Raw genomic sequence first — 445 nt, forward strand, 5'->3', positions numbered from 1 at the left:
GAGTCGATGGTTACGTTTGTTGCCAAGGACTCGCTGACATCGGCACAGATTCCTGACGTGTGGTATAACGTCCGTAAGAAGGTGAATGATATTCGCCATGAACTGCCAAACGGTGTACAAGGCCCATTTTTTAACGATGAATTTGGGGACACTTTCGGTAATATTTATGTACTGACAGGCAAAGACTTTGACTATGCACTTTTGAAAGAATATGCAGATCGTTTGCAATTACAGCTTCAACGAGTCAAGGATGTCAGTAAGGTCGAATTGATTGGTCTACAAGACCAAAAAATATGGGTTGAGATTTCTAACACTAAAGCGGTGCAGCTCGGAATTCCAGTTACAGCGATTCAAGAAGCCTTACAAAAGCAAAATAGTATGGCAAGTGCTGGCTTTTTTGAAACGGGTACAGACCGTATTCAAATTAGAGTAAGTGGTCATCTAC

General features: G+C 41.8%; 1 protein-coding gene. It reads left to right on the top strand.

All coding sequences use genetic code 11. The features are described from left to right. Window positions 1-445 (top strand): efflux RND transporter permease subunit (locus GBI16_RS18520; RefSeq protein WP_171494602.1); only part of this gene is annotated, 445 nt, incomplete at both ends.

The organism is Acinetobacter sp. TUM15064 (assembly GCF_008980265.1).
Taxonomy (GTDB): domain Bacteria; phylum Pseudomonadota; class Gammaproteobacteria; order Pseudomonadales; family Moraxellaceae; genus Acinetobacter.